The organism is Pseudomonas sp. WS 5078 (assembly GCF_012985745.1).
GTDB lineage: Bacteria > Pseudomonadota > Gammaproteobacteria > Pseudomonadales > Pseudomonadaceae > Aquipseudomonas > Aquipseudomonas lundensis_A.
Genome location: NZ_JAAQWX010000001.1, coordinates 218,583 through 244,400, shown reverse-complemented (window position 1 = coordinate 244,400; position 25,818 = coordinate 218,583). Strand labels below are relative to the sequence as shown.

Below are 25,818 nucleotides of genomic sequence, written 5' to 3'. Positions count from 1 at the left end.
TGCCCGTGCGTTACATAACTACGCAATGATCGGCGCCGAGACGTCAGGGCGCCGGGGCGGGTAAAGGGCGTTGGGCCGTCGTGGGGCCTAGGCTAGTCACCACCCATTGATCGGCCTTTAAGTAGCGGTTTATGACCGCTTTGATGCGCTGAGGCGTCAGCTGTTGCGCTTGCATGACCAGCGCGTCGAAGTTCCGGGGTAGCCCGTGTGCGCCGATGATCAGCAACTGTTCCAGCATTTGCGCGTTGCTGGCGCTGGTCAGCGGCAGGTTGCCCGCCAGCCGTCGCTTGACGTCGGCCAGCTCCTGTTCGGTCGGACCTTCGCGCGACCACTGCTCAAAGACCTCTTTGACAAGCTTGATCGTGGCGTCTTGCAGAGCGGGATCGGTTTGCAAGCTGATGGTCCAGGGGCCACCCGCCTCCCACAGCGGCATGGCTGACGCTGCACTGTAGGTCAACCCGCGTTTATGGCGTAACTCATTGATCAGGCGATTATTGCCGGAACCACCGAATAGCAGGCTGGCCACTTGCAGTGCAACGTAATCGGGATGGTTGGCCGGTACGCCGGGCTGCGCCAGCATGATGTGGGTCTGGCCGGAAAGCGCTTCGACGTGCGCATGACCAGGTCGTGTTGCAATGCCCGTAGCCAGCGGGACTGCTGCCAGTTTTGGCCCTTGGGGCAATGCCTGGCCCACGGCGATGCTCAGGTTTGTGGCGTCGTCCGGCGAGATGTCGCCCACTATCACCAGCAAGGCATTCGAGGCGCTGTAGGCCTTTTGATGGAAGGCTTGCAGGTGTTCAACCTCAATCTGCGCGATGCTCTGCTCGTTGCCTGCCTGCGCACTCGCGTAAGGGTGACCGGCGTACAGCTGTGCATGCAGGGCCTGTTGGGTGGCAGACGCGTGAGTTTGCCGGGCCAGCTTGAGTTCGTTAAGTGCGGTTGCCTTGATGTGCTCGGTGGCCGCTGAGGTAAAAGCCGGCTTACTGACCAGTTGTGTGAACAGCTCCACGGCAGCCCTGCGGGTGTGCGGGTCGCTCAGGGTGCGCAGGCTCACGCGCACTTCGTCTTTATCCACAGAAGATGTCAGTTGAGCGCCCAGTTGATCGAAGGTGTCGGCAAGGGTTTGGGCGTCTTTACCGTCAATCCCTTGATGCAACAGTTTCAAGGTCATGGCGGCTCGCCCCGGCATGTCGTCGTCCCTGCTGCTGCCCGCAGAGAAGCGCACGCTTATGTCCACGACAGGAACCTCCCGGGTTTCGATAAAAAGCACGCCGGTGCCTTCGTGGGTTCTCCAGGCGCGAATCTTCAGCGGGCGGTTGGCGATTTGGCTGTCATCAAGGCGTTGCAAGGTCTTCAAACTCGAAGACACAGGCTCAAGCGCCTGTGCGGCGGCGTTCAGGGTGAGGCTCACGATCAGCGCCGACAGTGCTGTGCGCAGGCGGGAGGAACGCGTTGGCGTCGGACTCAGGTCAGTCATTTTTTTTCTCCGGCCCTGGCAGGTAAACGGCGCTGTAGCGGTTTTCAGTGAGGAAGGTGCGGGCCAGACGCTGAATATCGGCCGCAGTCAGTGCGTTCAGGTTCTGGGCTTGCGCGTCTAGGGTGGACCACGGCAGACCGATGCTTTCCAGCTCGCCCATTTCACTGGCCTGTTTTTCGATCTGATCGTGGGCGTAGAGGCGCTTGGTGACGATCCTTCGTTTGGCGCGCTCCAGGACGTCAGTGCTGACCGGCGTGGTCTTGAGCGCCTCCAACTGCGCCCAGATCAGGCGCTCGATGTCGTGTGGGGTGTGCGTGCCGGACGGGCTGACTTCAGCCCACAACCTGAGCAGGCCATCGCCGCGATTCAACAAGTCGTAATGGGAGTAAGCACCTGCCAGCAGCCCTTGTTGATGGAGCAGGCGTACCTTAAGGGGCGAGCTGTTGCTGCTGGCCAGCAACTCGTTGAGCAACAGCAGGCCAAAGGCGGTTTGAGGGTCTTTCGCGCTTTTCAAACTGGGCACGTTGAACGCGATCGCCAGTTTGCCATTGGGGCTGGGAAGGCCCAGGTAAAGCCCGCGTCGACCAAGGCGTTGCAGCTCGATGGGAGCCTTTGCCGTGGGCAGTGTGCGTGCGGCCAGCGCGCCGAAATGTTCAGTGACCACCTCCCTGACCTGCGCCAAGGTGACATCGCCGACGATGACCAGAACGGCATTGTTGGGCGCGTACCACTGTTGATACCACTGGGTGAGTGCCGGGTTGGGCAGACGCTTGATGTCATGCATCCAGCCCAGAACCGGGTTTTTATACGTGCTTGCTACATGGGCCGTGGTTTTGAGCCGTTCGTTGATCACATTCCACAGGTTGTGGTCGACGGTCGCCAGCCGTTCCTTTTGGATGACTTGTAATTCGGTCTGTAACTGGCGTTCGCTCCAGCGTGCGCTGCGCATCTGGTCCGCAAGCACTTCAAGCGACAACGCCAGCCGGTTTTTCGCCTGTAACTGCGTGTAGAACGTGGCATCGGGACGGGTGGTTGCCTGGTGACTGACGCCCAGCGAATCAAAGACCTTCAAGGCCTGGCCTTCAGGTAACTTGCTGCTGCCTTTGAAGACCATATGTTCCAGCGCGTGGGACAAACCTGTTTGCCCTTCTTGCTCATAGCTGGCGCCGACTTTGTACCAAAGCTGGGATGCCACCACGGGTGCGCGGTGGTCTTCGCGGACGACGACCTTCAGGCCATTGTCGAGTGTGAAAACGTGGGTAACAGGGTGTGAATGGGCATGAACGGTCGCTGGAAACCACAAGGCGATAAGCCAGCGACCCAAGAGCGGAAGTTTCATCCGGGAGGATCCTTGAGTGTTCTGTCTGTAGGTCAGAACAGGGTGGATCAACCCGAATGCGGCAAGGCGGTATATAGGTAGCGCGCCTTGCTCGATAGGGCTCAGGAGGTGCGCGGCAGGATGTGCGCCACACTCAAGCGTTGCGGTGTGAAGTACGTGTTTGCCACACGCTGAATGTCATCGGCCGTGATGCTATCTATCTGTTGGGCTTCGTCATCGATCAGCGTCCAGGGTTGACCGATGGCCAGCAGGTTGCCGATCACCGAGGCTTGCATCTCCAGGGTGTCCAGATCGTTAAGGTAGGCCAGGGCCTGTTGTCGGCCGTAGCACAACGTGTCTGTATCCACGGCGTGATTTTTGAGTATTTCCAGCAGCTGTTTTATCTCCAGCTCAACCTGTTCGATCGAGGCTGACGAGTGTTCGCTGAGGGTGACACTGATCAGCAATAGATCATCTTTCAAGCGATAGCCCGGAAAGCGGCCGATCACGCTGCTCAGGGTGTCCGCGCCCCCGGACAACCTGTTCGGGAGCCAGGCCTGCGGGCCCTTGGTCAGCAATGCGCTGATCACTTGCAAGGCGCGCATGTCGCGCGTGTCTTCGACGGTGGCCAGGCCGGGGGTATTGAAGGCCAGTAGCAAGCGCGGCCTCGGTGTATCGAGGTATTGAGTGAGCCTGCGTTCATCGCCAAGGGGGTGGCTGGCAGGCTGTTCTATCGGGGTGAAGCCATTGAAGCGGGGAACGCTGCCAAACATGCGCTGGACCAAAGGCTGAATTTCCTCAAGGGTGATATCGCCAACCACGACCAGAATCGAATTGTTGGGCGCGTAGCCCTCTTCATGCCAGCGCAGTACATCCGCGACAGTCATGCGCTCAAGGTGATCGATGTTTCCGAATTTGTAGACCTTGCCAGCCGAGGGAAAAATCAGCTGTTCGAATTCCGGGCTGATCCAGTGATCCGAAGTGAAGTACGGTTCACTCAATTCCAGTTCTCGAGTGCGCAGAATGCCTTTATTGAGGCGCTCCTGGGTCAGTACCGGCGTCGACATTCTGCCCGCCAGTAATTCCAGAACCGATTGCAGTTCGGCCCGCGGTGCCTCAAGGCTGTATGTGCTGAGGTGGTAATCAAGCCAACCGTTGGCTACGGCGCCGATCTGCTTCTCCAGCGCTTTGTCCTTGAAGGTTGCGCCACCGGCCAAGTAAGCCAGACCGCGCTGGTCCGGGCGTTCATGGTCGGTACCCACCTTGTGGAACAGTGAGGCGCAGATCGACGGGGTGCGCTGATCCTGGCGCACAACGACGTGCAGACCGTTGTCCAGGGTGTAGGTGTAAGTCGGTTTTGAAGGGGTAGAGGTCATGGTTCACATTCCGTTGCTTGGATAACGCCGATCGGTGCAGATGCGCACGTAAAGAGAGTGATCGGGTAGAACCAACAGAATGCGAGGTTGCCGGGAAGGCAGGGCGGTATATAGATAGGGGCAGTGGCAACACGAAGGTGACATGCAGTCGTTGCCGCCATGGACGGCAGCGACTGCACAGAGGTCAGTGGCGCTTAGGGTTGCGCAGGCACCTGAGCCGCTTCACGCTGCCACAGGGCGTAGTTCACGCCCCCGGCTTTTTGCTCGCGGTGCAGGCGCCAGTTGGCAGGTAATCCCAGTTCCGAAGGCCGCACTTCGCTTTCGGTGTAGACCCATGCCTCGTCTGCCAGCCAGCCGCGCTGTTCCAGCAAGTCGCAGGCAGGCTTGAGCAGGTCCTTGTGGAACGGCGGATCGAGGAATACCACATCAAACATGTCGCTGGGGGTGGCATCCAGATAACGCAGGGCGTCAGTCTGCTGCACCTGGCCTACGGTGCAACGCAGGATGCCCATGTTCTCGCGGATGTTGGAAATCGCATCGCGACTGCTGTCCAGCGCCACGCCCTTGGCAGCGCCGCGGGACATGGCTTCGAGGAACAGGGCGCCGCTGCCGGCAAATACGTCCAGTACCTTGGCGCCGCCGATGTAGGGCGCGAGCCAGTTGAACAGGGTTTCACGTACGCGGTCGGGTGTAGGGCGCAGGCCTTCTACGTGCGGGAAGTCGAGCTTGCGGCTGCGCCACTCCCCGCCAATGATGCGTAACTGACCCGCACCCGAGTGCGATGTGTTTTTAGGCTTTGCCATTAATGCTCCGGAACCCCAAGAGGTTGCTCTGAAGGTTTATCGGTTGGAGGCGGCAGTGGTTTCTGCGGCACGGTTGGGCCGGCGGTCACCACGACCATTTTGTCGGCGCTCAGGTGCTTGTTCATGGCGGCCTTGACCTGCTCGGTGGTCAGGTTCTGGGACTGCTGCATGAAGGTTTCGAGATAGTCCAAAGGCAAATCGTAGAAGCCCATTGCGCCCAGTTGGCCGACGATGGCAGCGTTGCTGGCAGTGGACAGCGGGAAGCTGCCTGCCAGTTCACGTTTGGCATCGTCGAGTTCTTTTTGCGTCGGACCTTCTTTGAGGTAGTCAGCGAGGATGTCCTGCACCAGTTTGAGAGTGCCTTCGCTCAGCTCTGCGCGGGTTTGCAGGTTGATCATGAAAGGGCCACGGGCCTGCATCGGGCTGAAGTTGGAGTACACGCCGTAGGTCAGGCCGCGTTTCTCGCGCACTTCAGTCATCAGTCGCGTTCCGAAACCGCCACCGCCGAGCACCTGATTACCCAGCGAGAGAGCTGCGTAGTCCGGGTCGTCGCGGTCAATTCCCAACTGCGACAGCAGCAAGTGGGTTTGCTTGGACGGGAACTCGATGTGGGTTGCACCCGGCTTGGGTTCGGTCGGCTGCACGGTTTTTGGCAGTGCCGGGCCTTTTGGCAGTGCGGCCGATACCTGGGCGGCCATGGCTTGGGCTTCTTCGCGCGACAGGTCCCCGACGATCGCGATCACGGCGTTGCCCGCCGTATAAGCCTTGTTGTGGAAGGCTTTGAGCTGGTCGACAGTAATTGACGTCACGGTTTCTGCATTGCCGTCGCTGGCGTGCGCATACGGGTGGTTGCCGTACAGGCGCTTGAACAGCTCATCGCTGGCCAGTTTGCCGGGGTTCTGCTTCTGGAACTCAAAGCTGGCCAGCAGTTGGTTTTTGATGCGGGCAAGCGAGTCGGCGGGGAAGGTCGGTTTGCCAATCACTTCAGCGAACAGGTTTAATGCAGGGGCGCGTTTGGCCGGGTCGCTCAGGCTGCGCAGGGAAGCTACAGCCATGTCGCGATAGGCGCCATTGCCGAAGTCGGCTCCCAGACCCTCAAACCCTTGGGCGATTGCGCCGACATCTTTACCAGCAACGCCTTCATTGAGCATGGCGTTGGTCAGCAGCGCCAGCCCCGGGGTGTTGTCGTCCTGGCTGCTGCCCGCGGCGAAGGTCACGCGCAGGTCGAACATCGGCAACTGGCGCGCTTCCACAAACAGGACCTTGGCGCCTTCGGCGGTTTTCCAGGTTTGTACATTCATGGCGCGGTGGCTGGGCGCCTTGCCGTCCAGTTCGGCCAGCGACTCCAGCTTGTGCTCGGTCTTGGCGTTATCCAGCGCCGGGCTGGCCACAGACTCAGGCGGGCTGGCGAAATAGTAGCCGAGTGCGCCGACCAGAACAGCGGCGCTCAAGCCGAGCAGGGCGTAGCGGGGACCTTTACGCTCACTCATGGGTTTTCTCCTCGGGCAGTACGTGCGCAACGCTCAGACGGTCGCGAGTGAAATAGGTGCGGGCGGCTTGCTGGATGTCGGCCGGGGTCACTTTTTGCAGGTCTTGCAGCTCGGTGTCCATCAGCTTCCAGGACAAACCAACGGTTTCGAGCTGGCCGATGGACGTGGCTTGCGAGGTGATCGAGTCACGCTCGTAAACCAGCCCCGCGATCACTTGAGCGCGAACGCGTTCCAGTTCTTCAGGGGTTGGCGGCGTCTTTTTCAGGTCGTCGAGCAAACGCCACAGGCCAGCTTCGGCCTGAGCCATGGTGACCTTCTTCTGGCTGTTGGGCATGGCGCTGAGCAGGAACAGGCTGTCGCCGCGGGTGAACGCATCGTAGCTCGACGAAGCGCCGGAGACCAGTTCTTCACCGCGTTCCAGTTGAGTCGGCATGCGCGCGCTGTAGCCGCCGTCCAGCAGGGCGGAGATCAGGCGCAGGGCGTTGGCCGTGACCGGGTCTTTGGCGGTGGACACGCTCGGCACGTTGAACCCCATCATCAGGCTCGGGAGTTGGGTTTGAACATGCACCTTGAGCAGTCGCTCGCCGGGGGTCGGCAGTTCAAGCGGGGCCTTGGCGATCGGTATTTCACGCTTGACCACCGGGCCGAAATAACGCTGTGCCAGCGCTTTGACTTCGTCCGGGGTCACATCCCCGACCACCACCAGCGTGGCGTTGTTCGGTGCATACCACTCTTCGTACCACGCGCGCAGTTCGGCGACGCTCATGCGCTCCAGGTCCACCATCCAGCCGATGGTCGGGGTGTGGTAGCCGCTGGACGGGTAGGCCATGGCGCTGAACAGTTCGTACGCTTTGCTCATGGGTTGGTCATCGGTGCGAAGACGGCGCTCTTCCTTGATGACTTCGATCTCGCGTTTGAACTCTTCGGGCGGCAGACGCAGGCTGGCCATGCGGTCGGCTTCAAGTTCGAAGGCCACGCCCAGGCGGTCGCGGGCCAGAACCTGGTAATACGCGGTGTAGTCGTCACTGGTGAAAGCGTTTTCCTGGGCGCCAAGATCGCGCAGGATCAACGAAGCTTCACCGGGGCCGACCTTGTTGCTGCCTTTGAACATCATGTGTTCAAGGGCATGGGACAGGCCGGTCTTGCCGGGTGTCTCGTAACTGGAACCCACCTTGTACCAAACCTGCGACACCACTACCGGCGCGCGATGGTCTTCGCGAACGATGACTTTAAGGCCATTGTCCAGACGGAACTCATGGGTGGGTTGCGGCTCGGCTGCCAAGGCCGAAAGTGGAAGGCAAACTGTGCTGAGCAACAGGCCAGCAGCGCGGCGGGCTAGAGCATTCATTCGTTTTTAAACCTGTAGGGCTGCCCGCTTGGCCTTAGCGTCTGCGGGTGAGGAGGTGCTAGGATACTGATCCGTTTTACTGGCGGCCACGCCTATCAAGCCTTTGACGATCAGACGACGTTTGATCGGGCAGTATAGGAGCCCGCTTGGAAGTGTGGATGTATCCCGGTAAATTTCGCAATTTTGCCGATTTTCCCGATCCAGATCCGAGTAAAGACGAAGTTTCGCAGGTGTTTTTTACCCCGCGTCTAAGTTGTGTGCGAACGAGCTGACAAAAATACAGTCTTTTTCACACCGAATATTATTTGCCGGGGCGCCACAGTGGCGCTTCGCTACGATGAGATAGCCGTCCTCCATGTTTGGTTCCAACGACGACAAGAAGAACCCAGCCAAGGCTGGCGAGAAAAAAGGCCTGTTCGGATGGTTGCGCAGAAAGCCGCAGGAAGCCGTCGTTGAACAGCCAGATGCGGCCCCCGAGACCGCGCCCGAGACCTTGATCGAAGCCGCGCCGGTGAGCGTGGCGCCCACCCCTGAAGACGTGCGGGTGGTCGAGCCTGTTGTCGAGCCGAAGGCCGCTCCTGAACCCTGGCCGCCTTTGCCCGTCCCCGAAGAGCCGGTGGCATTGGTTGACGACGTGCAAGCGCCGCACACCGTGCCGCCCATTCCGGCGCCGGAAATCGAGGTGGTCGCAGAGCCTGTGATCGCAGCGCCACCCGTGGTCGAAGTGCTTGAGCAGACCGTGCCTGCCCTTGAGCCAGAGCTGGAACCCGAGCCCGTCATCGAACCTGTGGTCGAACCCGCTGTGGTTGCGTCCCCACCGGTGTCTGCCCCGGTAGTTGAAACGCCGCCCGCAGTCATTGAGGTTCCAGCCCCGAAAGCCGAACCTGCTCCTGAAGTCAAAACCGGTTTCTTTGCCCGTCTCAAGCAAGGTCTGTCGAAAACCAGCGCCAGCATCGGTGAAGGCATGGCCAGCCTGTTCCTGGGCAAAAAGGCCATCGATGATGACTTGCTGGAAGAAATTGAAACACGCTTGCTGACGGCTGATGTGGGTGTCGAAGCCACGTCGGTGATCATCAAGAACCTGACTCAAAAAGTTGCGCGCAAGCAATTGACTGACGCCGACGCGCTGTACAAGTCCTTGCAGGACGAGTTGGCGGCCATGCTCAAGCCGGTTGAACAGCCGCTGAAAATCGAATCGCAAAACAAGCCGTTTGTGATTCTGGTCGTCGGCGTTAATGGCGCGGGTAAAACCACCACCATCGGCAAACTGGCGAAGAAACTGCAACTTGAAGGCAAGAAGGTCATGCTTGCAGCGGGCGATACGTTCCGTGCCGCGGCGGTTGAACAGTTGCAAGTGTGGGGCGAGCGCAACCACATCCCGGTGATTGCACAGCACACCGGTGCCGACTCCGCCTCGGTGATCTTCGACGCCGTACAAGCGGCTAAGGCGCGCGGGATTGACGTGCTGATCGCGGACACTGCCGGGCGTCTGCACACTAAAGACAACCTGATGGAAGAACTGAAAAAAGTGCGCCGCGTGATCGGCAAGCTCGACGAAGACGCGCCGCACGAGGTGTTGTTGGTGCTCGACGCGGGCACAGGCCAGAACGCCATCAGTCAGGCCAAACAATTCAATCAGACGGTCGCGCTGACCGGTCTGGCCCTGACTAAGCTGGACGGTACGGCTAAAGGCGGCGTGATCTTCGCCCTGGCCAAGCAATTCGGTATCCCGATCCGCTTTATTGGTGTTGGTGAAGGCATCGATGATTTGCGCACTTTTGAATCCGAACCCTTTGTCCAGGCTCTGTTTGCGGAGCGGGAGCGTCCATGATTCGTTTCGAGCAGGTCGGTAAACGCTATCCAAATGGACATGTGGGCCTGCACGAGCTGAGCTTTCGGGTCCGCCGTGGCGAATTCCTTTTTGTCACGGGTCACTCCGGCGCGGGCAAAAGTACGTTACTGCGGCTTTTGCTGGCCATGGAGCGCCCCACCAGCGGCAGGTTGCTGCTGGCCGGGCAGGACCTGAGCCAGATCAGCAACGCGCAGATTCCGTTCTTGCGGCGTCAGATCGGAGTGGTGTTCCAGAACCACCAGTTGCTGTTTGATCGCACCGTTTTCAACAACGTCGCCTTGCCGTTGCAGATTCAGGGGTTGTCCAAGGCTGAAATCTTCAAGCGCGTTGATTCGGCGCTTGAGCGGGTATCGCTTTCGGATAAAACCGATCTGTACCCCGGTGACTTGTCCACGGGCCAGCAACAACGCGTGGGTATTGCCCGCGCCATCGTGCATCGCCCAGCATTGCTCCTAGCCGATGAACCCACCGGCAACCTCGACCCGCGTCTGGCGGCGGAAATCATGGGCGTATTTGAAGACATCAACCGTTTGGGCACCAGCGTATTGATTGCCAGCCACGACCTGGCACTGATCGCACGTATGCGTCATCGCATGTTGACCCTGCAGCGCGGGCGATTGATCGGCGACGGGGAGGCCGGGCAATGAGTGCAACACGCAGCCCAAAGGTATCGGAGCGCGTAGCGCCCAAGGCCGCCGAACCGCAGCCGCCGAAGAAGAAGCACGATGAAGACGACGGGCCGACGTTTGGCATGTTGTTTCACGCCTGGATCGATGCGCACCGCGCCAGTTTGCTCGACAGCTTGCGACGTTTGGGGAAGCAGCCGATCGGTAGCTTCTTTACCTGTTTGGTGATGGCCGTGGCGCTGAGCTTGCCCATGGGATTGTCGTTGTTACTTAACAACGTCGAGCGCCTGGGAGGTTCGTGGCAGCGCGCAGCACAGATTTCGTTGTACTTGCAGATGGACGCCACAGGCGATCAGGGCGCGCAACTGAGCAATCAGATAAAAGGTATGGCGGGTGTCGCGGATGCTGAATTTATCAGTCGCGAACAAGCCCTCGAAGAGTTTCAGCAGCAGTCAGGGCTGGGCGAAGCCCTTAAAGAGCTGCCGGACAACCCGTTGCCGGGTGTGGTGCTGGTGACCCCGAATGAGGTCGATAAAGCCACACTTGAAGCCCTTCGGGAGCGACTTTCGGAATTGCCGAAGGTGCAACAGGCACAACTTGATCTACTCTGGGTTGAGCGTCTGGCGGCCATCCTCAAATTGGGTGACCGGTTTGTATTTGGTTTGACGGTGCTGCTGGTCTCAGCCCTGCTGCTGGTTATCGGTAATACGATTCGGCTGCATATTGAGAACCGCAGGGTCGAGATTGAAGTCACCAAGCTGGTCGGCGGTACTGATAGCTATGTACGTAGGCCGTTTCTATACATGGGCGCGCTTTATGGCTTTGGTGCCGGTGTACTTTCGTGGGGCGTTTTGGCTTTCGGCCTGAACTGGCTCAATGACGCGGTTGTCGGGCTGGCCGGGCTTTATGGCAGCGATTTTGCCCTCGCGGGCGTGCCTGTTGCCGACGGTCTGTCGCTCTTGCTTGGCGCGGTACTGTTAGGGTATATCGGTGCATGGATTGCGGTAGCACGGCATTTACGTGAGCTTTCACCCAAGTAGTTTCATTTTTACCTGTTGACCTTTTCAGCTTATGTGGGAACTTTTTTTTGTGGTTCCCGGTCAATTTTCGCAGTGCTGAACTGCACGAGTTATGTGAGTCGGAGGTTTTTCGTATGACCACTTCTTTGCAACCTGCGTATGCGTTAGTCCCTGGTGCGAACCTTGAGGCCTACGTAAACACCGTGAACAGCATTCCACTGCTGACGCCGGAGCAGGAGCGTGAACTGGCCGAGAGTCTCTATTATGAGCAGGATCTTGAGGCGGCTCGGCAGATGGTGCTCGCCCACCTGCGTTTTGTAGTACACATTGCTCGTAGTTATTCGGGCTATGGTCTGGCACAGGCCGACCTGATCCAGGAAGGCAATGTTGGCCTGATGAAAGCGGTAAAACGCTTCAACCCTGAAATGGGTGTGCGTCTGGTGTCGTTTGCTGTGCACTGGATCAAGGCCGAAATTCACGAGTTCATCCTGCGTAACTGGCGGATCGTGAAAGTCGCGACCACCAAGGCCCAGCGTAAATTGTTCTTCAACCTGCGCAGTCAGAAAAAACGTCTGGCGTGGTTGAACAACGACGAAGTGCATCGCGTGGCCGAGAGCCTTGGCGTTGAACCTCGCGAAGTGCGTGAGATGGAAAGCCGGTTGACCGGCCATGACATGGCGTTCGACCCGGCTGCAGAAGCTGACGATGACAGTGCGTTCCAGTCGCCAGCCAACTACCTGGAAGACCACCGCTACGACCCGGCGCGTCAACTGGAAGATGCTGACTGGACCGATAACTCCACCAGCAACCTGCACGAAGCGCTGGAAGTGCTGGACGAACGCAGCCGCGACATTCTCTATCAGCGCTGGCTGGCTGAAGAGAAAGCCACGCTGCATGACCTGGCACAAAAGTACAACGTGTCTGCCGAGCGTATTCGTCAGCTTGAAAAAAGTGCGATGAACAAGCTCAAACTGTCGATTGCCGCGTAAATCGGCCGACAAAAAAACGCCCCGCTGAGTCGGGGCGTTTTTGTTTGCGCATAACGCTGAGGTGCTGCTCAAGTTGTTCGCTGATTTCCGCGCCAATGGCGTGTTTACGGCAATCGCAGGCGCATGTCAGTTAATACTCGGGCAGTTCGTGGATGACTTCGATGCGCGGCAGAGCGAGAGGCAGTAGCTTGCGCTTGCCACGGCGGTTGATGGGGGCTACGACCTCTTTTTCAGAGTCTTCATTGATAGCTTCGACGATCCTTTCTACCTCGTTGAACAGGGCCAACCGAGGTGTCGCAGGATCTGTTTGTTCGGATTTTCGCCCGAACCAACACTGGCGTAGCAGCGCCTTTCCTTCTTCCAGATTAACAATGCGCCCCCTGTTCGTTTCGCGCTCAAGCATCTGTTCGAGCAATTGCTTAAGCAGCGCAGGGTCGTCAGGAAGATCTTTGGGCATCAAAATCATGCCCTGGGTTTATACCGAATCAGGCCACGAATCGCGGCGTCAATACCTGATGAGGACGGTTACGCCAAAGGTCAAAACCGTCGAGCATCCAGTTGAGTTCCTGGACGGTCAGGACAATCGCTTCGTCCGTCACGTCAGGCGATATTTTAAAACGCTCGGACTCCAGGCGCTTGAGCCAAAGGCAGATTCCATTGCGCTCCCAGTACAAGATCTTCACGCGGTTGTGTGGTTTGTTAAGGAAGACGAAAAGCACGGGGTTGAAGACGGCGACCCTGATGTCCAACTCGACCGGGGCAGCCAGGCCGTCGATGGACTTTCGGAAGTCGAATGGCTTGGGGTACAGATACACTTTTTCGACTTTTGCGTCGGGATGCATCATGGCGAATGGGCTCCAGAAAGAAATCGGGAGCACAGCATCAGACTTTAGCTTGCGGCGTTTGAATGTGGGCATGATGGATCGCTTACGTTTTTCAATTTGCCGCGCAGATGCGGCAAATTGATTGGCGCTTCCTTAAGGTCTGTACGAGATGTTTTCAACGCCGCATATTCGAGCGCAGATACATTCCGTACAGTGCCTAGGTGTACTTCAATCTGGCAGAGCCCAAGAGGCATCAGGCACTGAAGATGATGGCGCCGGATGCGACGTATGCCGCCAGATTAACCGCATGACCTGAGCAGAAACTGGCCGGGCATTACAGTAATCGGGGCGGGCGGCGGATATTATAGGGCTACCTCGTAGAAGTTAAACGTTAGGAAAAGTCCAGTTGTCGCCACTCTTCACGCCTTGCACTTCGATGCCATCTGGATATTTCATCACGCCTGTAATCTTATTAAAGACTCGGCCATCAGGGTATGTTTTTAAACCATTAGGGGCAGATACAGCCTTGTCTGGATGCACAATAGTGTTATCTTTTTGGGCTATCGATCCGTCAGGATACGTAGTAGTACCATCATCGTTCGGTTTGCTGCCCGCAGGATGATCCAACTTCTCATCACCTGTAATCGCATCGATTATCAAGCCCGTAGCTACAGGTTCTATCAAGCCTCTCAACACTTCTTTAGCCACAGCACTCAGCCCCCGGCCTATCACCCCACCGCCAGTATGGCCTCCGCCACCCGTTGTTTTTTTACGTGTAGGCTTGGACTTAATGGAAAAGCCCTTTCGTAGCTCCTCTCTTTCATTCATATCTAAATTTTCGATTAAGACATCCACCCACTCACCATTCTCGTCGAGAACCTCCCAGTCATTGTCATCATCGCCGATAGAGTCATTGCCAAATAGTGCTGGATTGTTATTGATTCCGTTCATGTGTTTCTCCATTCAAACGGCTCCGCCGCTTGATTAAATATTTAATTACCTTAAAGGGTTGTAGTCACTCACGCGAATAATTCGTCATGTCAGTCACTACAATCAAAGACTAATAAAAGAATCATGAATAACAAGTCAAGAACCCAGTGAATCTAATAGCCTCATACTTTTACAGAAAAATCTGACGCATGCCGGGATGAAGGAAGAGGTCTCTGTTGTACCTGTAATTTTTCACCGCTAGTGGCCTGAGCGGTTAAGCAATTAACGTATTACTGATCGCCCTCAGCATTGCTTTATGCACCGGGCTGATGATGCTCTTAGCCGTTTTGTTACATTTAAAGGATTTGGCTGAGTGCTCGTTATAAGCTTCGATAAATTCAGGGATAGCCGTTTTAAAATCGGCCACGCCCCTCATCCAACCTTGCAGGGTAATGAGATCAGAGGGCGATAAAGTGAAGGGAGAAGCTGGCCGGGGGATGCGTATAACCGATACATGACATTGAGCGAATCGTATATCGTTGCCTGTCGGAAAATGAATTAACCGCTCAGGCCACCAGTCAGGGGCTACATGGCCCACGGCGCCTGGCGTGAGTTGTTCAGGGTGTCCAGATAACTGTCCCCGCCCAATTGACGCATTTGCTGGCGTATCCAGGCCGCACGCGTGCTCACATACGCAGATGGGCGACCGGCGCTCCAGTTGCGCGGGTTCGGCAATACCGCGGCCAATTGGCTGGCCTGCTGACGGCTCAACCGGGCAGCGCTCACGCCAAAATGGTTTTGTGCGGCGGCTTCGGCGCCAAACACGCCGTCATCCCACTCGGCGCTGTTGAGGTAAACCTCAAGAATCCGTTGCTTGGGCCACAGGACTTCGATCAGCCCAGTGAACCAGGCTTCCAGCCCCTTGCGCAGCCAACTGCGGCCTGACCATAGAAACAGGTTTTTGGACACTTGCTGGCTAAGGGTGCTGGCTCCGCGCAACTTGCCTCCGCGCTCGTTGTGCTCGAACGCGGCGCGAATGGCACTCACGTCAAAGCCCCAATGCTCGGCAAATTTCTGGTCCTCGCCGGCAATTACGGCGATTTTCAGGTCATTGGAGATCTCGTCCCATGGCCGCCAGCTGCGCTGCAGGTCGATGGGCTGGCCGTCGAACCACGATTCAACCTTGCGCTCTACCATCAGCGCAGTGCCCGGCGGTGGCACCCAGCGGAAAATCAGCACCAGCAATGCACTGCCGGCAGCGAACCACAGCAGGGCTTTGAGCAAACGATGAACCAGTAAACGCAGCATAGATGGCTTGGCCGAACCCGTTGAGCGGGCCATTATACAGACCCTGTGCTATTCGATGACCCTGACGGGAGTGCCCCATGCTGCGCGTTTTTCTAATGTTGGCTGCGTTCTTTGGATTCACCGGTGTGGCGCTGGGCGCCTTTGCAGCGCACGGTTTGAAAGGCCGCTTGACCGAACAATACCTGGCTATTTTTCATACAGGCGTGACCTATCAACTGGTGCACACCCTTGCACTGTTGGGCGTGGCGTTGCTGGCAACCCAGTTGCAAAGCCGCCTGGTGACGTGGGCAGGCTTCTGTTTCGCGCTGGGAATTGTGTTGTTTTCCGGGAGTTTGTACCTGCTGACGATGAGCGGTATTGCCAAGCTGGGGATCATCACCCCCATTGGCGGCGTGGCTTTTTTGGCGGGCTGGCTGTGTCTGGGACTGGCCGCCTGGCGCCTGAGCTGAGGGCGCAAGATGAATGGCTTGGGTCGACCTGACGGATCGGGCTAGAATGCTGGCCCCCTAAAAATGAAGGCAGCGTCGCGCATGCGCATTCAGTTGAACGGTGAATCTTTTGAACTGCCGGATGGCGAGACCGTCGCAGGCCTTTTGGCGCGTCGTGAATTGGCCGGACGTCGGGTGGCGGTTGAGCTGAATCTGGACATCGTCCCGCGCAGCCAGCACGCAGAAACTGTGCTCAAAGAGGGCGATCAGGTCGAAGTGGTCCACGCCATCGGTGGCGGCTAGCCCTCGGGCCGACGTTCCTTCCCCGCAGCGCCACTGATAATCCACATTCAAGAGGTTTACCGATGAGCAATGTTCGCAGCGACAAGCCGTTTACCCTGGCCGGCCGTACCTACCAGTCTCGTTTGCTGGTGGGCACGGGCAAATACCGCGACCTGGAAGAAACCCGCCTGGCCATTGAGGCCTCGGGTGCTGAAATCGTTACGGTCGCCGTGCGTCGCACCAACATCGGTCAGAACCCCGGTGAGCCGAACCTGCTCGATGTGTTGCCGCCAGACCGCTACACCATCTTGCCGAACACGGCCGGCTGCTTCGACGCCATTGAAGCGGTGCGCACCTGCCGTCTGGCCCGTGAGCTGCTCGATGGCCATAACCTGGTCAAGCTTGAAGTGCTGGCCGACCAGAAAACCCTGTTTCCCAACGTGATCGAAACCCTTAAGGCCGCTGAAGTACTGGTCAAGGAAGGTTTCGACGTGATGGTTTATACCAGTGATGACCCGATCATCGCCCGTGAGCTTGAAGCCATGGGCTGCGTGGCCGTGATGCCTCTGGCTGGCCTGATTGGCAGCGGTTTGGGCATCTGCAACCCGTATAACCTGCGGGTCATCCTTGAAGAAGCCAACATTCCGGTGCTGGTGGACGCGGGCGTGGGCACGGCCTCCGACGCGACAATCGCCATGGAAATGGGCTGCGAAGCGGTGCTGATGAATTCGGCCATCGCCAATGCCCAGCACCCGATCCTCATGGCCCAGGCCATGAAATACGCCATTGAGGCAGGTCGTCTGGCCTATCTGGCCGGTCGTATGCCGAAAAAACTCTATGCCAGCGCCTCCTCGCCGCTGGATGGTCTGATCAAGTAAGAGCCCCTGATGACTGAACCACTCGATACCCCAACCCCGGAAGAAGGCGAAGATCGCCAGCACCGTCGCATCAAGAGCTTTGTCATGCGCGCCGGGCGCATGACTGAAGGTCAGCAACGCGGCCTCGATCAAGGTGCGCCGTTGTACGTTTTGCCACTGGCTGATGCGCCGGTCGATTTTGATCAGGTCTTTGGCCGTTCTGCGCCGCGTACGCTGGAAATCGGCTTTGGCATGGGGCATTCCCTGCTGGAGATGGCGGCAGCGTCGCCGGAGCAGGATTTTATCGGGGTTGAAGTTCACCGTCCGGGCGTGGGCGCATTGCTCAATGGCGTGCTGACACAGGGCCTGACCAATCTGCGTGTGTACGATTGCGACGCCATCGAGGTCTTGACGCGCTGTGTAGCCGATAACAGCCTGGACCGTCTGTTGCTGTTCTTCCCGGACCCATGGCACAAGAGTCGCCACCACAAGCGTCGCATTGTGCAGGCATCGTTCGCAGAACTGGTGCGTTCCAAGCTCAAGGCAGGCGGTGTGTTGCACATGGCCACCGACTGGGAACCCTATGCCGAGTACATGCTGGAAGTCATGAACGTGGCACCGGGTTACCGCAATCTGGCCGAAGACGGCCGTTGCGTACCGCGCCCTCCTGAGCGCCCGGTCACCAAGTTCGAACGCCGCGGCGAACGCCTTGGGCACGGCGTGTGGGACTTGAAGTTCGAAAAACTGGCCTAAGCCGTTTTTCAATGACTGGCCTCCGTTCGGGGGCCAGTTTCTTTAGGCGACGTCCGTCGCACTGCATCACAAAACAAACCTTACGCGTTTGCTCAGCAGAATCAGCACCGGGGCGGCTGCCAGCGCCAGGGCGATGACCACGAGCGCTAGCAGGTTGCCGTACGCCATGCCGACCGCCAGTGCCCCCAAAATAAACATCGGGTGGATGTAATACACCGCCGAAGACACCTTGGCCGCAGTGTTGCGGGTGGACGCCCGAAAATACACGCACGCCAGTAGAAACAAGGCGGGGGTGAGAATGGGCAATGAAAACATGAAGTCGAAATACACCTGCGGATTGGCCCGCAGCGAGTAATTGATGTACGACTCGGTCAGCATCAGTGCCGTACCGGCCACCAGCCAGCCCCACACCCAAGGGCGTTTCACTGTTTGTGCGACCTGATGCCTGGCAAACACAAACCCCATGCACATGAACGGGAAACCCATGAACAGGAAGTTACGGGCGGCATAGTCGTTTTGATTGAAGTGTTGCAGGAAGGGGTTGGGTAGCACGTAATAAACACGCGCATATTGCAGCGTCAGGCCGATCATATAGGCGATCAGGGCCAGTGTGACCAGCCGCTGAGTCGACGTTTTACGCAGTGCATACAGCATCAGTCCACCGCCGAGCATGCCCACCAGATACCAGAGGTGGAAATAGCCGATCAGCAACGACTTGATGATCCCGAGCACGCCTTTTAGAGAGCCCAGCGTCGCAGGGTCGACGTAAAACGGGCTGTAGACCAGCATCCAGAAGAGGTACATCCACAGTCCGCGCTTGAACCACTTACCGAATGAGTGGCCTTCGTTGAGGGTGTGGAACAGGTAGTAGCCGTTGATGATAAAGAAGACGGGGACCGCGACCCGAAACAGCCCGTTGCCCAGCATGTAACCGACGGCCGTGTCATTGCCGCCGAGTACCTTGCAGTGCAGTGCAACGACACTGATCGCCAACACCACTTTCAGCGCATCAAGATTGCCATTCAAAAGCTTCGGCATGGGCAGGGCTCACGTATCAAGCGATACCCAAGCGTAGCCCACAATCTGCTGCTTTCTGCGGGGTTGCGACACCCCGGCCATCGCTGCCAGTCACGTGTTAACGACGATCAGCCACCACGCCGATCAGCACCAGCACCACAACCAGTACCGGCGCCAGGCTGTAGTTGTTGAACTGGCTCAGGCCGCGCTCGACCCACGGCGTTGCGTAGATCAATGCTGCGCCGCTACCGATCAGGCACAGCAATGCCATCAGCGGGACGCGCAAGGCACCGGCGATACTGCCCAGACGTTGCTCGACCCAGCTCTTGAAGTCAGCGCCAAATAGCACCAGCAAACAGCCAATCAATGCCAGAGAGATCTCTGAAAGGTGGCTGCGGCTCCAGCGCGATACCGTGGCAAGCAGGTCGAGTACCAAGTCCATTCGATTTCCTTAGGTCAAAAAATGCTGCAACAGGTCATTGAGAAACAGCTGGCCTCGGGCAGTCGCCGCCAGGCGTGTCGGTTCGACCTGCAATAAGCCACTTTGTTCGGCGGCGTCGCGCCCGGCGTTCAAGCTGTCGAGGGGAAGGCCCGTACGCAGCGGATAAAGGGCTGAATCAACGCCGTCTGTCAGGCGCAAGGCGTTCATTAGAAACTCAAACGGTAGCTCTTCGGCAGTCAGTATTTTCTCGCCAGCCTGAAAGTTCTTCGTTGGATTGAGGTAGTCCTTTGGCAGGCGGGTTTTCCAGGTGCGCACGATGCGGCCGTCGGGATGGCTCAACTTGCCATGGGCACCGGCGCCAATGCCGATGAAGTCGCCAAAGCTCCAGTAATTGAGGTTATGCCGCGCAGCTCGGCCGGGCTGGGCGTAGGCCGACACTTCGTACTGTGCGTAGCCGTGTTCGGCGAGCAGGGCTTGCCCCGCCTCTTGAATGTCCCACAGCGTGTCGTCTTCCGGCAGGGTTGGCGGCTGGTTCCAGAACACCGTGTTGGGCTCAAGGGTTAGCTGATACCACGACAGATGTGTCGGCTTGAGGGCAATGGCCTGGCGCAGGTCGCTCAGGGCGTCGTCCAGCGACTGATCGGGCAAGCCGTGCATCAAGTCCAGGTTGAAGTTGTCAAACCCGGCCTGACGCGCCATGCCGGCGGCCCGCACGGCTTCGTCGCCGTTATGGATACGCCCCAGCGCCTTGAGTTTTTCTTGCTGAAAACTCTGGATACCAATCGACAGTCGATTGATTCCCAGTGCGCGGTAGGCCACGAACTTTTCCTGCTCGAACGTGCCGGGATTGGCCTCGAGGGTGATCTCGATATCGCTGGCGAACGGAATGCGTGCTTCAACACCCTTGAGCAGACGCCCCAACGCCTGGGCGCTGAACAGGCTGGGAGTGCCGCCACCAAAGAAAATGGAGCTCAGCTCGCGCCCATACACCGCGTGCAGGTCCTGATCGAGATCGGCCAGCAGCGCGTCCACATACGCTTCTTCGGGCAGCACCGGGCTGGCGGTATGGGAATTGAAGTCGCAATACGGGCATTTGCGCACGCACCACGGGATGTGGATATACAGCGACAGCGGCGGCAGTTGCGTCAGTGGCGCTCGGGGCGCCTGCTGAGAAAAGCCAGCCGCTCCGAGGTAGAGCGGCTGGGGAGGTGTGTCGTGGGTCATTTCAGGCCCAGACGCTGGCGCAGCAAAGCCATGGCACGAGCCCGGTGACTGAGCTGGTTCTTTTCCGACGGGCTGAGTTCGGCGCTGGAGCAGTTGCGCTCAGGCACCCAGAACAGCGGGTCGTAGCCAAAGCCATGCTCACCGCTGGCAGCGGGCAGAATGCGCCCGTGCCACAAGCCTTCGCAGAGGATCGGCAACGGATCGTCAGCGTGGCGGACCAAGGCCAGCACGCAGACAAACTGGGCGCCTCGTTCGGCTTGAGGTACGTCTTTGAGGGCGTCGAGCAGTTTGGCGTTGTTCGCCGCATCGCCCTGGCCATCGGCATAGCGGGCAGAGTAAATGCCGGGTGCGCCGCCAAGATAGTCCACTGCCAGCCCCGAGTCGTCCGCCAGCGCAGGCAGGCCGGAAATGCGCGCTGCATTGCGGGCTTTAAGAATGGCGTTTTCAACAAACGACAAGCCGGTTTCTTCCGGCTCGACGCTGCTGAACTCTCCAATCGAGCGCAACTGCACCGACTCGCCGAGCATGGCCTGAAGTTCTTTGAGTTTGCCTGCGTTGTGACTGGCGAGTACCAGTTGCGTGAAGTTCATCATTCGATTGGTGCGACCATTTGAGTAAATTCGATTGTTTCAGCGCTCGCCCCGCCAGCTTTTACCGTCACGTTGAACGTGAAGGTTTGCGGGCCTGTGACAGGAAATTGCGCCAGATAGTTGATTTCCCCATCTTGACCGACTTGGCGGAAATTCAGGCTTTTTGACTCTTTATCACCGGTTTTAAAGGTGCCCTGCACATTGGCCGGAATATTTTTGCCTGCTTTGTTGATGGTGATGTTCAACACTGCGTTTTGCTTGCCGCGCGAAACCTCAACTTTTTTTGCAATTTCAGGCGTCAGGAAAGTAGACGGGAACGCGTTGTAATACACCGTCATGTCACCAAACGTCTGCTGCCGTTGGGCAGGATTGACGTCGGCCGCCATGGCCTGCGCGCCAAAACACATTGAAAGCACTAGTAATCCAATACGACCCATTGTCTTTCTCCTTTGAACGAACCTGTTAAACCGCGACGTTATGGTCCTGAAGGCCAGGACTGCTGACACGGTAAATGCCAATCTCGCCCAACAGGTTAGGCCATAACTTGCTCGCCCACCCGTGTCGGTGTTGTTGATCTACGGCAAGACGGTTGATGACCTGCGCTTCACGCTCACGGCACAGTGCTTCGAAGTCTTCAAAGGTGCAGAAGTGAATGTTCGGCGTGTTGTACCAGGTGTACGGCAAGAACTCGGAAACAGGCATGCGGCCTTTACTGGCCAGATACCATCGGCAGCGCCAGTGTCCGAAGTTCGGGAAGGTGATGATGCATTGACGGCCAACCCGCAGCATTTCGTCGAGGATCCGGTCGGGGTAGTGCACGGCTTGCAACGCTTGGGTCATGACCACGATGTCGAAACTGTTGCTGGCAAAGTTGCCCAGCCCTTTGTCGAGATCCTGTTCGATAACGTTGATGCCTTTTGCGACACACTCCGCAATGTTGTCCGGGTCGTTTTCCAGGCCGTAGCCGGTGACTTGCTTGTTGTCGCGCAGCCAGCTCAGTAATTCGCCATCACCGCAGCCGAGGTCGAGCACACGGCTGCCGGCGGGGATCCAGTCTTGGATGATTTCCAGGTCGGCTCTCATGGCGTTCTCACAGTTCAATACGGTTCATGTAGTTGCTGAAGGCTTGCAGGTAGCGCGGGATCGGGATCAGGAAGGCGTCATGGCCTTGCGGCGCATCGATCTCCAGGTAGCACACGTCCTTTTTGGCCGCCATCAACGCATCCACCAGCTCCCGCGAGCGGGCGGGCGAGAAGCGCCAGTCAGTGGTGAACGACATCACGCAAAAGCGTGCCTTGGCGCCAGCGAAGGTTTTGGCCAGATCGTCATCGAAGTTCGCCGCCGGGTCGAAGTAGTCCAGCGCCTTGGTCATCAGCAAATAGGTGTTGGCATCGAAACGCCCGGAGAACTCTTCGCCCTGGTAGCGCAAATAGCTCTCAACCTGAAACTCGACGCTGTGAAAGTCGTAGTTAAGGTTTTCGTTCTTCAGGCCGCGTCCGAATTTTTCGCCCATCGAGTCATCCGACAGGTACGTGATGTGACCGACCATACGCGCCAGCATCAAGCCGCGTTTGGGGATGACGCCCTGTTCCTGAAACGACCCGCCGTGGAATTCAGGGTCGGTGAGGATGGCCTGACGCGCGACTTCGTTGAACGCGATGTTTTGTGCCGAGAGCTTCGGTGCCGAGGCGATAGCCAGGCAATGGCGCAGGCGGTCGGGGTAGCTGATGCTCCACTGCAATGCCTGCATCCCGCCAAGGCTGCCACCTATGACGGCTGCCCACTGTGAAATGCCCAGGCGGTCAGACAGGCGGGCCTGGCTGTGCACCCAGTCTTCAACGGTCAACACAGGGAACGATGCGCCAAATGGGCGACCGGTTTCAGGGTCGATGCTGCTCGGGCCGGTCGAGCCGTTACAACCGCCGAGGTTGTTGAGGCTGACCACGAAGAATTTGTGGGTGTCGATGGGCTTGCCGGGACCAATACAGCTGTCCCACCAGCCAGGCTTGCGGTCGTCGACGCTGTGATACCCGGCGGCGTGATGATGGCCTGACAGCGCGTGGCAAATGAGCACGGCATTGCTGGCCGACGCATTGAGCTGGCCGTAGGTTTCGTAAATCAGGTCATAGGCTGGCAGTGAGCGGCCGCACGCAAGTGCCAGCGGTTCGCTGAAATGTGCAACTTGCGGCACAACCAGACCAACGGAATCGGGGGGAAAGGCAGCTGGCATCGACCCTGCTCTCATTTAAATGAGGCGTAAGTCTAATGAGCGGGGCAGCGAGCGGCAAGCAATGGTGCAAAACCCTTTGGCAGCGCAGCCATGCGGCCCTAAAGGCCGTTTTACAGCCTGTCGCAGCCTGCGCAAACGGGTTTGGCGTCAGAGGTCGGGACGGATCAACCCGGGAAGCACCGGCAGTTTTTTGGGGCTTTGCAGGCGTACCCGTTTCTGTCGGTTGAGCTCGCCACTGATCAGGCTGACCTGACTTTTAGAGATGCCGAACGCTTTGGCAAGAAAGGCCATCAAATGGGCGTTGGCCTTGCCTTCAACCGGCGGGGCGGTGAGACGGATTTTCAGGCGGTCACCGTGCAGGCCAGCGAACTCATCGCTGCTGGCCTTGGGTTGCAAATGACAGTCAAGAATCAGGTCGTCACCGTCCCAGCGGAAATAACTCATCAGATCAGGCCGAACAGCTCAGGCGGCATATCGACGTACATGGCCAATGGCGGGATCACGTAGCTCTGGATCAGTTGGATAACCATGAACGCGAGGATCGGCGAGATATCCAGACCGCCCAGGTTCGGCAGAAAGCGACGGAACGGGGCCAGGGCTGGCTCGGTGATCTGATTGACCAGTTCGGCGCCGGGGCTGGTGCTGCCCGGTGCCACCCACGACAGAATCACGCTGATGATCATGGCGAAGAAGAACACCTTCAGGAACAGCGCCGTCACACCGATGATCGACCACAGCAGCAGCCCGAGGATGTTGAACGGGATGTAACTCAAGGTCAGCACGATGGCGAACACCACCATTTGCACCAGAATGGCCAGCACCAGCGACGACATGTCCAGGCCGAAAATGCTTGGAATCACGCGGCGCATTGGCTTGAGCAGGGTTTGCGTGGCCTTGACGATGAACTGGCAGATCGGGTTGTAGAAGTTGGCGCGTACCAGTTGCAGGATGAATCGCAACAGCACGACCAGCAAATACAGGCTGCCCAGGGTTTGAACCACAAAAATGGCAGCGCCATTAAGTCCTGACATCATTTGCTCCTTTATTGACCCAGTTGTTCGGCCATTTCGGCCGAGCGGTGCGCGGCGGCACTCAATGCTTTTTCGACCGTGGCTTCAAAACCACTGGCCTGGAATGACTTGATTGCAGCTTCAGTGGTGCCTGCTGGCGAGGTCACGCGACGACGCAACTCGGCCGCGTCGGCATCACTGTCAACAGCCATGCAGGCGGCGCCTAGCGCTGTTTGCTCGGCCAGTTTCTCCGCGACGTCATGGCTCAGGCCCAGCTTCACGCCCGCGTTGGTCATGGCTTCAATCAACAGGAAGAAATACGCCGGGCCGCTGCCCGATACTGCCGTTACCGCATCGATCTGGGCTTCTGTCTCGACCCAGACCACAACGCCCACAGCGCTCAACAACTCGTCGGCCATCGCGCGTTGCTCTTGGGTGACGTCATCAGTGGCGTACAGACCGCTGACACCCTTGCCCAACAGGGCAGGCGTGTTGGGCATGCAGCGCACCAACGGTTGCGTGCCCAGCCACTGCAGCAGGCTGGAAGAGGTGATACCGGCAGCAATCGACACCAGCAGTTGCTTGGGTTTGAGGTGCGGTCGCAGGTCCTGGCACACAGCCTTCATGGCCTGCGGCTTGACCGCAATCACAATCACGTCAGCGTCCTGAACGGCTTGGGCGTTATCAGCGAACAATTCGATGCCGTGTTCAGCCGCTACGTTGGCGCGGGTCTCGGCGCCAGGATCGCTGGCGCGGATCTGTGCTGCGTCCAGACCTTTGGCCAGCAGGCCGCCAATCAAGCTGGAAGCCATGTTCCCGGCTCCGATAAAGGCAATACGCGTCTTGCTCATGACAGATCCTTATAAGTGTGAGGCAGACCTTTTCAGGCCTGACTGTAGTCGCGAGCGCCAAACAGTGCAGTACCGATCCGCACCCAAGTGGCACCTTGGGCAATGGCCGACTCAAGGTCGTGGCTCATGCCCATCGAAAGAGTGTCGAGCCCCATGTCCAGGCTGTGTTGCAGTTCACGGACTTTCGCAAACGCTGCGTCCTGTTCGGCGCGGTCGTCGGTAGGCTCTGGAATCGCCATCAGCCCGCGCAGCTTCAAGCGCGGCAACCCATTGATCGCTTCCGCCAGCGCGGGCAGGTCCGTCGGGGTACACCCGGACTTGCTGGCCTCGCCGCTGACGTTTACCTGAATGCAAATGTTCAACGGTGGCAGCTCATTTGGCCGCTGTTGCGACAGACGCTGAGCAATTTTAAGGCGGTCTACGGAGTGCACCCACGCAAAATGCTCAGCGATGTCACGCGTCTTGTTCGATTGAATGGGGCCGATGAAGTGCCAACACAAGGGCAGGTCAGCTAATTCGACCTGTTTGGCGCGCGCTTCCTGCAGGTAGTTTTCGCCAAAGTTGCGGAGCCCGGCGGCATATGCTTCACGCAGCGCGGCGGCGGGTTTGGTCTTGCTGACCGCCAGTAAGTGAACGCTCGTTACATCGCGTTGCACAGCCAGTGCGGCTGCGCGGATGCGCGCCTCAACCTGAGCAATGTTGTCAGCTATCGTGGACATTCAATTAAGCCCGCCGTGGTGAAAGTCTGCGGCATTCTACTGGAATTGGGAGGGG

28 protein-coding genes and 2 pseudogenes are annotated in these 25,818 nt (G+C 58.2%); 8 read left to right on the top strand and 22 right to left on the bottom strand.

The genetic code is table 11. The features are described from left to right. Positions 1 to 43: 43 nt before the first annotated feature. The 6 genes from HBN68_RS01145 to HBN68_RS01120 all read right to left on the bottom strand — a co-directional run bounded on the left by HBN68_RS01145 (position 44) and on the right by HBN68_RS01120 (position 7,812). Positions 44 to 1,477, bottom strand: a complete 1,434-nt coding sequence (locus tag HBN68_RS01145) for a pitrilysin family protein (RefSeq protein ID WP_169962212.1) — start codon at positions 1,475 to 1,477, stop codon at positions 44 to 46. Continuing rightward, positions 1,470 to 2,816, bottom strand: a complete 1,347-nt coding sequence (locus HBN68_RS01140) for a pitrilysin family protein (RefSeq protein ID WP_169962210.1) — start codon at positions 2,814 to 2,816, stop codon at positions 1,470 to 1,472. The genes HBN68_RS01145 and HBN68_RS01140 overlap by 8 nt, the downstream gene beginning before the upstream one ends. Positions 2,817 to 2,917: 101 nt before the next feature. After that, positions 2,918 to 4,171, bottom strand: coding sequence for a pitrilysin family protein (locus HBN68_RS01135; RefSeq protein ID WP_169962207.1), 1,254 nt, complete (start codon positions 4,169 to 4,171; stop codon positions 2,918 to 2,920). A gap of 194 nt (positions 4,172 to 4,365) precedes the next feature. Next, positions 4,366 to 4,974, bottom strand: a complete 609-nt coding sequence (gene rsmD / locus HBN68_RS01130; protein ID WP_094991662.1) for a 16S rRNA (guanine(966)-N(2))-methyltransferase RsmD — start codon at positions 4,972 to 4,974, stop codon at positions 4,366 to 4,368. Further along, on the bottom strand, positions 4,974 to 6,464 hold the full coding sequence (locus HBN68_RS01125; protein WP_169962205.1) for a pitrilysin family protein: 1,491 nt from the start codon (positions 6,462 to 6,464) through the stop codon (positions 4,974 to 4,976). Before HBN68_RS01125 ends, rsmD begins: the two co-directional genes overlap by 1 nt. Continuing rightward, on the bottom strand, positions 6,457 to 7,812 hold the full coding sequence (locus tag HBN68_RS01120) for a pitrilysin family protein (protein WP_169962203.1): 1,356 nt from the start codon (positions 7,810 to 7,812) through the stop codon (positions 6,457 to 6,459). The genes HBN68_RS01125 and HBN68_RS01120 overlap by 8 nt, the downstream gene beginning before the upstream one ends. A gap of 355 nt (positions 7,813 to 8,167) precedes the next feature. Between HBN68_RS01120 and ftsY the strand changes: the two genes are divergently transcribed. The 4 genes from ftsY (at position 8,168) to rpoH (ending at position 12,298) form a co-directional block, all read left to right on the top strand. Continuing rightward, entirely contained in the window at positions 8,168 to 9,643 is a 1,476-nt protein-coding gene (gene ftsY, locus HBN68_RS01115) for a signal recognition particle-docking protein FtsY (RefSeq protein ID WP_169962201.1), read from the top strand. Next, positions 9,640 to 10,311, top strand: a complete 672-nt coding sequence (ftsE, locus tag HBN68_RS01110) for a cell division ATP-binding protein FtsE (RefSeq protein ID WP_169962198.1) — start codon at positions 9,640 to 9,642, stop codon at positions 10,309 to 10,311. The genes ftsY and ftsE overlap by 4 nt, the downstream gene beginning before the upstream one ends. Further along, positions 10,308 to 11,330, top strand: coding sequence for a permease-like cell division protein FtsX (gene ftsX, locus HBN68_RS01105; protein ID WP_169962196.1), 1,023 nt, complete (start codon positions 10,308 to 10,310; stop codon positions 11,328 to 11,330). The genes ftsE and ftsX overlap by 4 nt, the downstream gene beginning before the upstream one ends. A 113-nt stretch (positions 11,331 to 11,443) precedes the next feature. Further along, entirely contained in the window at positions 11,444 to 12,298 is an 855-nt protein-coding gene (rpoH, locus tag HBN68_RS01100; protein WP_047279197.1) for an RNA polymerase sigma factor RpoH, read from the top strand. 67 nt (positions 12,299 to 12,365) lie between these two features. On the opposite strand, the pseudogene HBN68_RS01095 reads toward rpoH, so the two are convergent. The 5 genes and pseudogenes from HBN68_RS01095 to mtgA form a co-directional block, all read right to left on the bottom strand. After that, positions 12,366 to 12,764, bottom strand: a pseudogene (locus HBN68_RS01095) (transposase); the annotation flags it as partial. A gap of 19 nt (positions 12,765 to 12,783) precedes the next feature. Beyond that, a complete protein-coding gene (tnpB, locus tag HBN68_RS01090) occupies positions 12,784 to 13,143 on the bottom strand; it encodes an IS66 family insertion sequence element accessory protein TnpB (RefSeq protein WP_262373368.1) in 360 nt (119 codons plus the stop codon). 363 nt (positions 13,144 to 13,506) lie between these two features. Beyond that, the gene (locus HBN68_RS01085) at positions 13,507 to 14,073 is read right to left on the bottom strand and encodes a hypothetical protein (RefSeq protein WP_169962194.1); all 567 of its coding nucleotides are present in this window, start codon (positions 14,071 to 14,073) and stop codon (positions 13,507 to 13,509) included. 253 nt (positions 14,074 to 14,326) lie between these two features. Then, a pseudogene (locus HBN68_RS22080) lies at positions 14,327 to 14,479 on the bottom strand (IS630 family transposase); the annotation flags it as partial. A 158-nt stretch (positions 14,480 to 14,637) separates the two neighbouring features. Continuing rightward, on the bottom strand, positions 14,638 to 15,360 hold the full coding sequence (mtgA, locus tag HBN68_RS01080) for a monofunctional biosynthetic peptidoglycan transglycosylase (RefSeq protein ID WP_169962545.1): 723 nt from the start codon (positions 15,358 to 15,360) through the stop codon (positions 14,638 to 14,640). 77 nt (positions 15,361 to 15,437) lie between these two features. Here mtgA and HBN68_RS01075 point away from each other — a divergent pair, with 77 nt between their 5' ends. From HBN68_RS01075 to trmB, 4 genes are all read left to right on the top strand, one after another. Next, positions 15,438 to 15,809, top strand: a complete 372-nt coding sequence (locus tag HBN68_RS01075) for a DUF423 domain-containing protein (RefSeq protein WP_094991655.1) — start codon at positions 15,438 to 15,440, stop codon at positions 15,807 to 15,809. Between the two features lie 81 nt (positions 15,810 to 15,890). After that, positions 15,891 to 16,091 carry a sulfur carrier protein ThiS gene (gene thiS / locus HBN68_RS01070; RefSeq protein WP_094991654.1) on the top strand — a complete coding sequence of 67 codons (201 nt, stop codon included), beginning with the start codon at positions 15,891 to 15,893 and terminating at the stop codon, positions 16,089 to 16,091. A gap of 62 nt (positions 16,092 to 16,153) precedes the next feature. Beyond that, positions 16,154 to 16,948, top strand: a complete 795-nt coding sequence (locus HBN68_RS01065; RefSeq protein ID WP_047296120.1) for a thiazole synthase — start codon at positions 16,154 to 16,156, stop codon at positions 16,946 to 16,948. 9 nt (positions 16,949 to 16,957) lie between these two features. Further along, positions 16,958 to 17,680 (top strand): tRNA (guanosine(46)-N7)-methyltransferase TrmB, encoded by a 723-nt coding sequence (gene trmB, locus HBN68_RS01060; RefSeq protein WP_094991653.1) that lies wholly within the window; start codon positions 16,958 to 16,960, stop codon positions 17,678 to 17,680. Positions 17,681 to 17,746: 66 nt separating this feature from the next. Here trmB and HBN68_RS01055 read toward each other — a convergent pair whose 3' ends face one another. From HBN68_RS01055 to HBN68_RS01005, 11 genes are all read right to left on the bottom strand, one after another. Next, the gene (locus tag HBN68_RS01055; protein ID WP_169962192.1) at positions 17,747 to 18,718 is read right to left on the bottom strand and encodes an acyltransferase; all 972 of its coding nucleotides are present in this window, start codon (positions 18,716 to 18,718) and stop codon (positions 17,747 to 17,749) included. Positions 18,719 to 18,815: 97 nt separating this feature from the next. After that, on the bottom strand, positions 18,816 to 19,139 hold the full coding sequence (locus tag HBN68_RS01050) for a DUF3392 domain-containing protein (protein ID WP_169962189.1): 324 nt from the start codon (positions 19,137 to 19,139) through the stop codon (positions 18,816 to 18,818). A gap of 9 nt (positions 19,140 to 19,148) precedes the next feature. Further along, positions 19,149 to 20,363: a radical SAM family heme chaperone HemW gene (gene hemW, locus HBN68_RS01045; RefSeq protein ID WP_094991650.1), complete on the bottom strand. Its 1,215-nt coding sequence runs from the start codon at positions 20,361 to 20,363 to the stop codon at positions 19,149 to 19,151. Next, the gene (gene rdgB / locus HBN68_RS01040) at positions 20,360 to 20,956 is read right to left on the bottom strand and encodes an RdgB/HAM1 family non-canonical purine NTP pyrophosphatase (RefSeq protein WP_094991649.1); all 597 of its coding nucleotides are present in this window, start codon (positions 20,954 to 20,956) and stop codon (positions 20,360 to 20,362) included. The genes hemW and rdgB overlap by 4 nt, the downstream gene beginning before the upstream one ends. Continuing rightward, positions 20,953 to 21,390, bottom strand: coding sequence for a DUF4426 domain-containing protein (locus tag HBN68_RS01035; RefSeq protein ID WP_094991648.1), 438 nt, complete (start codon positions 21,388 to 21,390; stop codon positions 20,953 to 20,955). The genes rdgB and HBN68_RS01035 overlap by 4 nt, the downstream gene beginning before the upstream one ends. A 25-nt stretch (positions 21,391 to 21,415) precedes the next feature. Continuing rightward, the gene (gene metW, locus HBN68_RS01030) at positions 21,416 to 22,036 is read right to left on the bottom strand and encodes a methionine biosynthesis protein MetW (protein WP_094991647.1); all 621 of its coding nucleotides are present in this window, start codon (positions 22,034 to 22,036) and stop codon (positions 21,416 to 21,418) included. 7 nt (positions 22,037 to 22,043) lie between these two features. Continuing rightward, positions 22,044 to 23,183 (bottom strand): homoserine O-acetyltransferase, encoded by a 1,140-nt coding sequence (locus HBN68_RS01025; RefSeq protein ID WP_094991646.1) that lies wholly within the window; start codon positions 23,181 to 23,183, stop codon positions 22,044 to 22,046. A gap of 147 nt (positions 23,184 to 23,330) precedes the next feature. Next, positions 23,331 to 23,627 carry a DUF167 domain-containing protein gene (locus HBN68_RS01020; protein WP_169962187.1) on the bottom strand — a complete coding sequence of 99 codons (297 nt, stop codon included), beginning with the start codon at positions 23,625 to 23,627 and terminating at the stop codon, positions 23,331 to 23,333. Continuing rightward, a complete protein-coding gene (locus HBN68_RS01015) occupies positions 23,627 to 24,214 on the bottom strand; it encodes a YggT family protein (RefSeq protein WP_169962185.1) in 588 nt (195 codons plus the stop codon). Before HBN68_RS01015 ends, HBN68_RS01020 begins: the two co-directional genes overlap by 1 nt. A gap of 11 nt (positions 24,215 to 24,225) precedes the next feature. Further along, positions 24,226 to 25,044 carry a pyrroline-5-carboxylate reductase gene (gene proC, locus HBN68_RS01010; RefSeq protein WP_094991643.1) on the bottom strand — a complete coding sequence of 273 codons (819 nt, stop codon included), beginning with the start codon at positions 25,042 to 25,044 and terminating at the stop codon, positions 24,226 to 24,228. Between the two features lie 32 nt (positions 25,045 to 25,076). Further along, the gene (locus tag HBN68_RS01005; RefSeq protein ID WP_094991642.1) at positions 25,077 to 25,763 is read right to left on the bottom strand and encodes a YggS family pyridoxal phosphate-dependent enzyme; all 687 of its coding nucleotides are present in this window, start codon (positions 25,761 to 25,763) and stop codon (positions 25,077 to 25,079) included. Positions 25,764 to 25,818: the final 55 nt, after the last annotated feature.

Excerpts from the sequence above, each read along its gene's own strand:
- HBN68_RS01145 (WP_169962212.1), bottom strand. The coding sequence starts at position 1,477 with ATGACTGACCTGAGTCCGACGCCAACGCGTTCCTCCCGCCTGCGCACA.
- HBN68_RS01140 (WP_169962210.1), bottom strand. The coding sequence starts at position 2,816 with ATGAAACTTCCGCTCTTGGGTCGCTGGCTTATCGCCTTGTGGTTTCCA.
- HBN68_RS01135 (WP_169962207.1), bottom strand. The coding sequence starts at position 4,171 with ATGACCTCTACCCCTTCAAAACCGACTTACACCTACACCCTGGACAAC.
- rsmD (WP_094991662.1), bottom strand. The coding sequence starts at position 4,974 with ATGGCAAAGCCTAAAAACACATCGCACTCGGGTGCGGGTCAGTTACGC.
- HBN68_RS01125 (WP_169962205.1), bottom strand. The coding sequence starts at position 6,464 with ATGAGTGAGCGTAAAGGTCCCCGCTACGCCCTGCTCGGCTTGAGCGCC.
- HBN68_RS01120 (WP_169962203.1), bottom strand. The coding sequence starts at position 7,812 with ATGAATGCTCTAGCCCGCCGCGCTGCTGGCCTGTTGCTCAGCACAGTT.
- ftsY (WP_169962201.1), top strand. The coding sequence starts at position 8,168 with ATGTTTGGTTCCAACGACGACAAGAAGAACCCAGCCAAGGCTGGCGAG.
- ftsE (WP_169962198.1), top strand. The coding sequence starts at position 9,640 with ATGATTCGTTTCGAGCAGGTCGGTAAACGCTATCCAAATGGACATGTG.
- ftsX (WP_169962196.1), top strand. The coding sequence starts at position 10,308 with ATGAGTGCAACACGCAGCCCAAAGGTATCGGAGCGCGTAGCGCCCAAG.
- rpoH (WP_047279197.1), top strand. The coding sequence starts at position 11,444 with ATGACCACTTCTTTGCAACCTGCGTATGCGTTAGTCCCTGGTGCGAAC.
- tnpB (WP_262373368.1), bottom strand. The coding sequence starts at position 13,143 with ATGATGCATCCCGACGCAAAAGTCGAAAAAGTGTATCTGTACCCCAAG.
- HBN68_RS01085 (WP_169962194.1), bottom strand. The coding sequence starts at position 14,073 with ATGAACGGAATCAATAACAATCCAGCACTATTTGGCAATGACTCTATC.
- mtgA (WP_169962545.1), bottom strand. The coding sequence starts at position 15,360 with ATGCTGCGTTTACTGGTTCATCGTTTGCTCAAAGCCCTGCTGTGGTTC.
- HBN68_RS01075 (WP_094991655.1), top strand. The coding sequence starts at position 15,438 with ATGCTGCGCGTTTTTCTAATGTTGGCTGCGTTCTTTGGATTCACCGGT.
- thiS (WP_094991654.1), top strand. The coding sequence starts at position 15,891 with ATGCGCATTCAGTTGAACGGTGAATCTTTTGAACTGCCGGATGGCGAG.
- HBN68_RS01065 (WP_047296120.1), top strand. The coding sequence starts at position 16,154 with ATGAGCAATGTTCGCAGCGACAAGCCGTTTACCCTGGCCGGCCGTACC.
- trmB (WP_094991653.1), top strand. The coding sequence starts at position 16,958 with ATGACTGAACCACTCGATACCCCAACCCCGGAAGAAGGCGAAGATCGC.
- HBN68_RS01055 (WP_169962192.1), bottom strand. The coding sequence starts at position 18,718 with ATGCCGAAGCTTTTGAATGGCAATCTTGATGCGCTGAAAGTGGTGTTG.
- HBN68_RS01050 (WP_169962189.1), bottom strand. The coding sequence starts at position 19,139 with ATGGACTTGGTACTCGACCTGCTTGCCACGGTATCGCGCTGGAGCCGC.
- hemW (WP_094991650.1), bottom strand. The coding sequence starts at position 20,363 with ATGACCCACGACACACCTCCCCAGCCGCTCTACCTCGGAGCGGCTGGC.
- rdgB (WP_094991649.1), bottom strand. The coding sequence starts at position 20,956 with ATGATGAACTTCACGCAACTGGTACTCGCCAGTCACAACGCAGGCAAA.
- HBN68_RS01035 (WP_094991648.1), bottom strand. The coding sequence starts at position 21,390 with ATGGGTCGTATTGGATTACTAGTGCTTTCAATGTGTTTTGGCGCGCAG.
- metW (WP_094991647.1), bottom strand. The coding sequence starts at position 22,036 with ATGAGAGCCGACCTGGAAATCATCCAAGACTGGATCCCCGCCGGCAGC.
- HBN68_RS01025 (WP_094991646.1), bottom strand. The coding sequence starts at position 23,183 with ATGCCAGCTGCCTTTCCCCCCGATTCCGTTGGTCTGGTTGTGCCGCAA.
- HBN68_RS01020 (WP_169962187.1), bottom strand. The coding sequence starts at position 23,627 with ATGAGTTATTTCCGCTGGGACGGTGACGACCTGATTCTTGACTGTCAT.
- HBN68_RS01015 (WP_169962185.1), bottom strand. The coding sequence starts at position 24,214 with ATGTCAGGACTTAATGGCGCTGCCATTTTTGTGGTTCAAACCCTGGGC.
- proC (WP_094991643.1), bottom strand. The coding sequence starts at position 25,044 with ATGAGCAAGACGCGTATTGCCTTTATCGGAGCCGGGAACATGGCTTCC.
- HBN68_RS01005 (WP_094991642.1), bottom strand. The coding sequence starts at position 25,763 with ATGTCCACGATAGCTGACAACATTGCTCAGGTTGAGGCGCGCATCCGC.